This window comes from Pseudomonas lactucae, from assembly GCF_016937615.1.
In the GTDB taxonomy this organism is placed as follows: Bacteria; Pseudomonadota; Gammaproteobacteria; order Pseudomonadales; family Pseudomonadaceae; genus Aquipseudomonas; species Aquipseudomonas lactucae.
In genome coordinates this window covers 1-6,281 of the sequence record NZ_JAFHKI010000125.1, presented here as the reverse complement: position 1 = coordinate 6,281, position 6,281 = coordinate 1, and the positions used below count along the sequence as shown (strand labels likewise).

Sequence of the window (6,281 nt, the reverse complement as noted above, 5' to 3'; positions counted from 1 at the left end):
GGCTGCGCAGCAGCCCCAAATGCCCTATCACCCTTTTGCCTGATTCACCGACCACAAAAAAGACCCACTATGAAAATAGTGGGTCTTTTTTTTTGCGCTCAAAAATCAAGCCGTCTGCGGCGCCACCCGCTGCTGTGTCTTCCCTTGAGCCTGCGACCAGTTCGCCGGCAAGTTGATGTAATCCACCAACTCCCGTAACCGGCCCTGATCCCGCCCATTGAAGTTGAACACCAGTCGTGTCAAATGGCTGAACCTTGGCTCATCATGTTCCTCGCCTGTATAGGCAAGTTGCTGGAACTCACCACTCAATCGCAGGCTGGCAAATTCACTCTGTAGATGCTTAAGCGCTTGATCACTAAGCGGGTGATTCATGCGCACCACAAACTCACGCTTCAACCAGCGCGTGGAATGGAAATTGGCATAAAACTGGTTGATCTCTTCCACCGCTTCTTCAGCGCTATGCACCAGTCGAACCAACTTGAGGTCGGTAGGCAAGATGTAGCGATTGGCTTCCAATTGGCTGCGGATAAAGTCCAGGGCGCCTTGCCAGAAGCCACCCCCCGGAGCATCCAGTAACACCACCGGCACCAGAGGGCTCTTGCCGGTCTGGATCAGCGTCAGCACTTCCAGTGCTTCATCCAGGGTACCGAAACCGCCTGGGCACAACACCAATGCATCCGCTTCCTTGACGAAAAACAGCTTGCGCGTAAAGAAGAAGTGGAAGGACAGCAGGTTCTCAGTGCCATCAATGGTCGGGTTGGCGTGCTGTTCAAACGGCAGGGTGATATTGAATCCCAGGCTGTGCTCCAGGCCCGCGCCCTCGTGCGCCGCAGCCATGATGCCGCCGCCACCGCCGGTGATCACCATCAAGTCCGAGCGTGCCAGCGCGGCGCCCACTTCACGGGCCAAGGCGTACAAGGGGCTTTCCACCGGTGTTCGTGCCGAACCGAAGACGGTGACTTTGCGCCGCCCCTTGAATTGTTCAAGCACGCGGAATGCATGGTCCAGTTCTCGGATGGCACGCAGGGTGATCTTGGCATTCCAGCGATCACGGTCTTCCTCGGCCATGCGCAGCACGGTGAGAATCATGTCGCGATACAGGGGAATATTCGGGCTGTTGGGGGCGATCAACTGAAGTTGAGTATCGACCTGTTGCGTGAGATCGACGTCTTTTTCTGCAAAATGCTTGAGCAGGCTGTCATTCGGTTCGTAAGGCATTCAGCGTCTCCTTTTTGCAGGGCCCGGGTAGCCGACGAATGATTCGCCGGAGGCGACGACACTGCATGTGTCGCTGCTTGCCGCAGGGGGCAACCTTCTTTTGCCCTGAAAATATTACAAAACAACCTGAAAAAGGTTGTGAACGAGCGATTGGGATGACTTGATCATGGGCCGAAAAACCCTTGGCTGGCAACCGCTTATTGGATTTGCCGGGTGCAGTCCAAGACGCTGGCGGGGATTCACGCGGGGGAGGGCGCGCCAGTCGACAGCGGCGCGCCAGGGGCAGGCAGAGGTTACTTTTTCTTCTTCGCAGGCGCCGGGCAATCGGCTTCCACGAACTTTACCGATGCCACAGGACGGTTGGTCTTGTTCTCGGTGATTTCGTAGCGCATGACTGCGCCCTTGGCCATCAGTTCGCGGTAGCCTGGGTTGGTGCACACGCTGCGGCCCAGTTGGAAATACACTGCTTTGGGATTGGCGCGCATCTGTTCGGCGCGGTCGGGCAGCACGCTGAGGTGATCGATCAGTTGCATGCCTTCAACGGTGTAGGCCACTTCCAGGGTTTTTTCGTCGATTTCCCGGGGCAGGTCCTTGTTGCTTTCGGCCGCGACGCTTTGCAGCTTCCTGTTCATTTGCGCCTCCAGCAGCGAGGCCGCCTGGGCGCCCACAGGCAAGACCAGCGCAAGCGCGATGGATGGGGCGACAAGACGCAGCATGGAACGCAGCATGAAATTCTCCTGATTCGGTTACTGGTGCATAGACCAGCCACTGCGCCGTGCGTTCAGTGGCGCGAGATTATAGGTGACCCCTTGCCACTACAGCCAGGCGTATCGCTGGTAAACTGCGACCACTTCAGCCCTCCACGAGCTTTTTCCGTGTCGATTGACCTTTTCCTGCGGTGTACCCGATGAGCCACGCCGTTTCTCGCCTGCGCACCCAACGCCTGGCGCGCGCTGTCAAGCCGTTCGTCAACCGGGGCTCCCGTGCCGAACGCTGCCCCGGTTGCCGGGTGATCCCCGAGTACTGCCTGTGCGCCTGGCGGCCCAAGGTCCAGGCCAGGTCCGCCATGTGCCTGTTGATGCATGATGTCGAACCGATGAAACCCAGCAACACTGGTTGGCTGATCGCCGATGTCATCGATGACACCCTGGCGTTCGCGTGGTCGCGCACCGAAGTCGATCCCCAGTTGCTTACCTTGCTCGCTGACCCGCAATGGCAGCCTTATATCGTGTTCCCCGGTGAGTTCGTGGCGCCTGAGCGGGTGGTGGGAGAGATTAGGGTGAAAGACGGCAAGCGCCCGTTGTTTATCCTGCTGGACGGCACCTGGAGTGAAGCGCGCAAGATGTTTCGCAAGAGCCCTTACCTGGAGCATTTGCCGGTCCTGAGTCTGGCGCCTGAGCAACTGTCGCGTTACAAGCTACGCCGGTCCAAGCGCGATGATCATTTCTGCACCGCCGAAGTCGCCGCTTTGTGTCTGGAATTGGCCGCCGACGGTGCCGCCAGCGAAGTACTGGATGCCTACCTCGACGTCTTCAGCACCCATTACCTGGCCGCCAAGTTCCAGATGCCTTTGGATCCGACAGATGTCGTCCATACTCGACTGGCGACCTATATACCGAGCGTATAGCCAGACGACGTTTGCATGATGGCACTGTAAACCCACTCGCCGCTAAAATGCCCACCGGGCTTAGTGCTTGACCCCCCAGGCTGCGCTGGGCATGCTGGGCGCCGATTGGGGCGCAACCTCGTATTTTCGACGTCGTTCCAGGCGCTTTTGACGTCGAGCTTGCCCTGTGGCGATGGCTGTCTGCCGTTGCCGTGTGTACTGGCGAACCCTGAACCCATCGGGGCTGCCATAAAAACAGGATCATTTAATCAATGGCCACATACGAAATCCTGATAGCCGATGACCATCCGCTGTTTCGCAGTGCGCTGCATCAGGCGGTGACCTTGGGCCTTGGCTCGGATGTCCGCTTGGTCGAGGTGGCCAGCATTGCCGAGCTGGAGGCGCGCCTCACCGAAAAGTCTGACTGGGACCTGGTGCTGCTCGACCTGAACATGCCCGGTGCTTACGGTTTCTCGGGGCTGGTGTTGTTACGCGGGCAATACCCGCAGATCCCCGTGGTGATGGTCTCGGCCCAGGAAGAAGCCGACGTGGTGGTGCGTTCCAAAGAGTTTGGCGCCAGCGGTTTCATTCCCAAGTCCAGCGCCATGGAAGATATTCAGAACGCCGTGCGCAAAGTGCTCGATGGCGATGTGTCCTGGCCGCCGCAGGCGTTCGAAGAAATCAACGTGTCCGATGAAGCCAAGGCTGCCCGTGATGGCCTCGCCAGTTTGACACCCCAGCAGTTTCGGGTGCTGACCATGGTCTGCGAGGGGCTGCTGAACAAACAGATTGCCTACGAGTTGAGCGTGTCGGAAGCGACCATCAAAGCTCACGTGACCGCAATCTTCCGCAAGCTGGGCGTGCGTACGCGCACCCAGGCTGCGCTGCTGTTGCAACAACTTGAGTCAATTTCACAGCATTAAGCTCATAGCGATTCACGCTTTTTTGACTAGGCGTGATCTAGTTTCCCCACTTCTTTGGTTCAGTTGCCTACGTCTATGTCGCCTTTCAAGGGTCAAACCGGTATCAAACGTATCTTCAATGCGGGGGGCTACTCCCTGGATGGCCTGCGCGCGGCTTTCACGGGCGAGGCGGCTTTCCGTCAGTTGGTGCTGCTCAATGTCATCCTGATCCCGCTGAGTTTTTTCCTGAGCGTCAGCCGGGTCGAGCGGGCTTTGTTGATCGCCGTGTGCCTGCTGGCCCTGATCGTCGAGTTGCTCAACTCGGCGGTGGAGGCGGCGATCGACCGCATCTCCCTGGACCGCCACCCGCTGTCAAAAAATGCCAAGGACATGGGCAGCGCCGCGCAATTCGTCGCGCTGACCATGATCACCCTGGTGTGGGCCGTGATCCTTATCTAAGCCTCAGGCAATGCTCGGCAGCACGATCTCGTCGCTGCGCTGAACCCCTGCGGTGAAAGCGCGGCACAACTCAAGAAACTCACGCATCGCCGAGGTCTGGTACTTCTGTTTATGCCAGATGAAGTAGAACTGCCGCGCCAGGTCCAGGTCCGGGGTTTCCACCGGTACCAGGCTGCCCCGACGAAACGCGTCGCGCAGCGCCAGGCGGGAGATGCAGCCAATCCCCAACCCTGACTCCACGGCGCGCTTGATCGCCTCGGTGTGTTCCAGCTCCAGGCGGATATTCAGCGCACTGCGGTGATGGCGCATGGCCTGGTCGAAGGTCAGGCGCGTGCCTGAGCCTTGTTCGCGCAGGATCCACGCCTCATGGGTCAGTTCTTCCATTGTTGCCACGCCACGCTTGGCCAAATGATGCTGGGGCGCGCAAAACACCACCAGTTCATCTTCCACCCAGGTCTGTACCTCGATGTCCGGGTGGCTGCAGTCGCCTTCGATTAGACCCAGGTCAATTTCGTAATGCGCAACCTGGTGCACGATATTGGCAGTGTTCTGCACATGCAGCTTCACTTGGCTTTCGGGATGCTGCTGCATGAAACTGCCGATCAGCAGGGTGGCGAGGTAATTGCCGATGGTCAGGGTGGCGCCGACCGCCAGGGAGCCGAAGCCGGACTTGCCGTTAAGCAGATCCTCGATCTCCTTGGCCTGGTCCAGCAGCGCCACGGCCTGGGGTAATAGCTGATGCCCGAGGGCGTTGAGGCTCAGGCGTTTACCGGCGCGGTCGAACAACTGGCAGCTGGATTGGCGCTCCAGTTCGGTAATCGACGTACTGGCGGCGGATTGAGATAAGGCCAGAAGGCCAGCAGCGCGTGAGACGCTTTCCTGCTGGGCGACGGCGACGAAGACTTGCAGTTGACGGAGAGTAAATCGCATATCGATATAACCGATAACCCTTATCTTAATAATCCAGTTAACAGATATTGTCGTCGCCATTAGAATGTTGTGCAATTGCGCGCTTCATCTCTGGCGCAGACCCATTTCCAGGAGTTCCCCGTACATGAGCAACATGAACCACGAGCGTGTCCTCAGTGTTCATCACTGGAACGACACTCTGTTCAGCTTCAAGTGCACCCGTGATCCGGGCCTGCGCTTCGAGAACGGTCAGTTCGTGATGATCGGCCTGCAACAGCCTAACGGCCGCCCGCTCATGCGCGCTTACTCCATTGCCAGCCCGAACTGGGAAGAGCATCTGGAGTTCTTCAGCATCAAGGTGCCGGATGGCCCGCTGACTTCCCAATTGCAGCATTTGAAGGAAGGCGACGAGATCATCATCAGCAAAAAACCGACAGGCACCCTGGTGCTTGACGATTTGAAGCCGGGCAAACACCTGTACTTGCTCAGCACCGGTACTGGCCTGGCGCCATTTATGAGCGTGATCCAGGATCCCGAGACCTACGAGCGTTTCGAAAAAGTGATCCTGTGCCACGGCGTGCGTTACGTCAACGAAGTCGCCTACCGCGAATTCATCACCGAGCACCTGCCGCAGAACGAATTCTTCGGCGAAGCCCTGCGTGAAAAGTTGATCTACTACCCAACCGTGACCCGCGAGCCGTTCGAAAACGAAGGTCGCCTGACCGACCTGATGCGCAGCGGCAAGCTGTTCAGCGACATCGGCCTGCCACCCATCAACCCCGAGGACGACCGCGCCATGCTGTGCGGCAGCCCAAGCATGTTGGACGAAACCAGCGAAGTGTTGAACAGCTTCGGCCTGAAAGTTTCGCCACGCATGCGTGAGCCGGGTGATTACTTGATCGAGCGCGCGTTCGTCGAGAAATAACTGCGGTAAAAATGTGGGAGGGGGCTTGCTCCCGATGGCAGTGGATCAGTCAACTTGTATATCGACTGAACCACCTATATCGGGGGCAAGCCCCCTCCCACATTTGGTTTCCGGTTTATGCAGCTGGAACCACTTCCAGCACACAAATCATTCCAGCCTCAGGATAGTGCCAGCGCACATCCACATCCCAGAACTGCGCCCCGTATTCCGCGCTCAGGCCCTGGCGTCTGATAAGCCGGCCGTGGATCCTGGGCCAGACACT

General features: G+C 58.3%; 7 protein-coding genes and 1 pseudogene. 4 read left to right on the top strand and 4 right to left on the bottom strand.

From position 1 onward, the window contains the following. Nucleotides 1–105 precede the first annotated feature (105 nt). A complete protein-coding gene (locus tag JWR98_RS21725) occupies nt 106–1,218 on the bottom strand; it encodes an LOG family protein (RefSeq protein WP_078731806.1) in 1,113 nt (370 codons plus the stop codon). Nucleotides 1,219–1,511: 293 nt separating this feature from the next. After that, entirely contained in the window at nt 1,512–1,946 is a 435-nt protein-coding gene (locus tag JWR98_RS21720) for a PA3611 family quorum-sensing-regulated virulence factor (protein ID WP_003172172.1), read from the bottom strand. 179 nt (nt 1,947–2,125) lie between these two features. On the opposite strand from JWR98_RS21720, the gene JWR98_RS21715 reads away from it, so the two are divergent. The 3 genes from JWR98_RS21715 to JWR98_RS21705 all read left to right on the top strand — a co-directional run bounded on the left by JWR98_RS21715 (nt 2,126) and on the right by JWR98_RS21705 (nt 4,185). Then, nucleotides 2,126–2,845, top strand: a complete 720-nt coding sequence (locus JWR98_RS21715) for a tRNA-uridine aminocarboxypropyltransferase (protein WP_078731807.1) — start codon at nt 2,126–2,128, stop codon at nt 2,843–2,845. A 251-nt stretch (nt 2,846–3,096) separates the two neighbouring features. After that, nucleotides 3,097–3,747 carry a response regulator transcription factor ErdR gene (gene erdR, locus JWR98_RS21710; protein WP_078731808.1) on the top strand — a complete coding sequence of 217 codons (651 nt, stop codon included), beginning with the start codon at nt 3,097–3,099 and terminating at the stop codon, nt 3,745–3,747. 75 nt (nt 3,748–3,822) lie between these two features. Continuing rightward, nucleotides 3,823–4,185, top strand: a complete 363-nt coding sequence (locus JWR98_RS21705; protein WP_034096172.1) for a diacylglycerol kinase — start codon at nt 3,823–3,825, stop codon at nt 4,183–4,185. 3 nt (nt 4,186–4,188) lie between these two features. Here JWR98_RS21705 and JWR98_RS21700 read toward each other — a convergent pair whose 3' ends face one another. Then, the gene (locus tag JWR98_RS21700) at nt 4,189–5,115 is read right to left on the bottom strand and encodes a LysR family transcriptional regulator (protein ID WP_042944277.1); all 927 of its coding nucleotides are present in this window, start codon (nt 5,113–5,115) and stop codon (nt 4,189–4,191) included. A 124-nt stretch (nt 5,116–5,239) separates the two neighbouring features. Between JWR98_RS21700 and fpr the strand changes: the two genes are divergently transcribed. Next, a complete protein-coding gene (fpr, locus tag JWR98_RS21695) occupies nt 5,240–6,019 on the top strand; it encodes a ferredoxin-NADP reductase (protein ID WP_003172178.1) in 780 nt (259 codons plus the stop codon). Between the two features lie 115 nt (nt 6,020–6,134). On the opposite strand, the pseudogene JWR98_RS29580 reads toward fpr, so the two are convergent. Continuing rightward, a pseudogene (locus JWR98_RS29580) lies at nt 6,135–6,281 on the bottom strand (tRNA (N6-threonylcarbamoyladenosine(37)-N6)-methyltransferase TrmO); the annotation flags it as partial.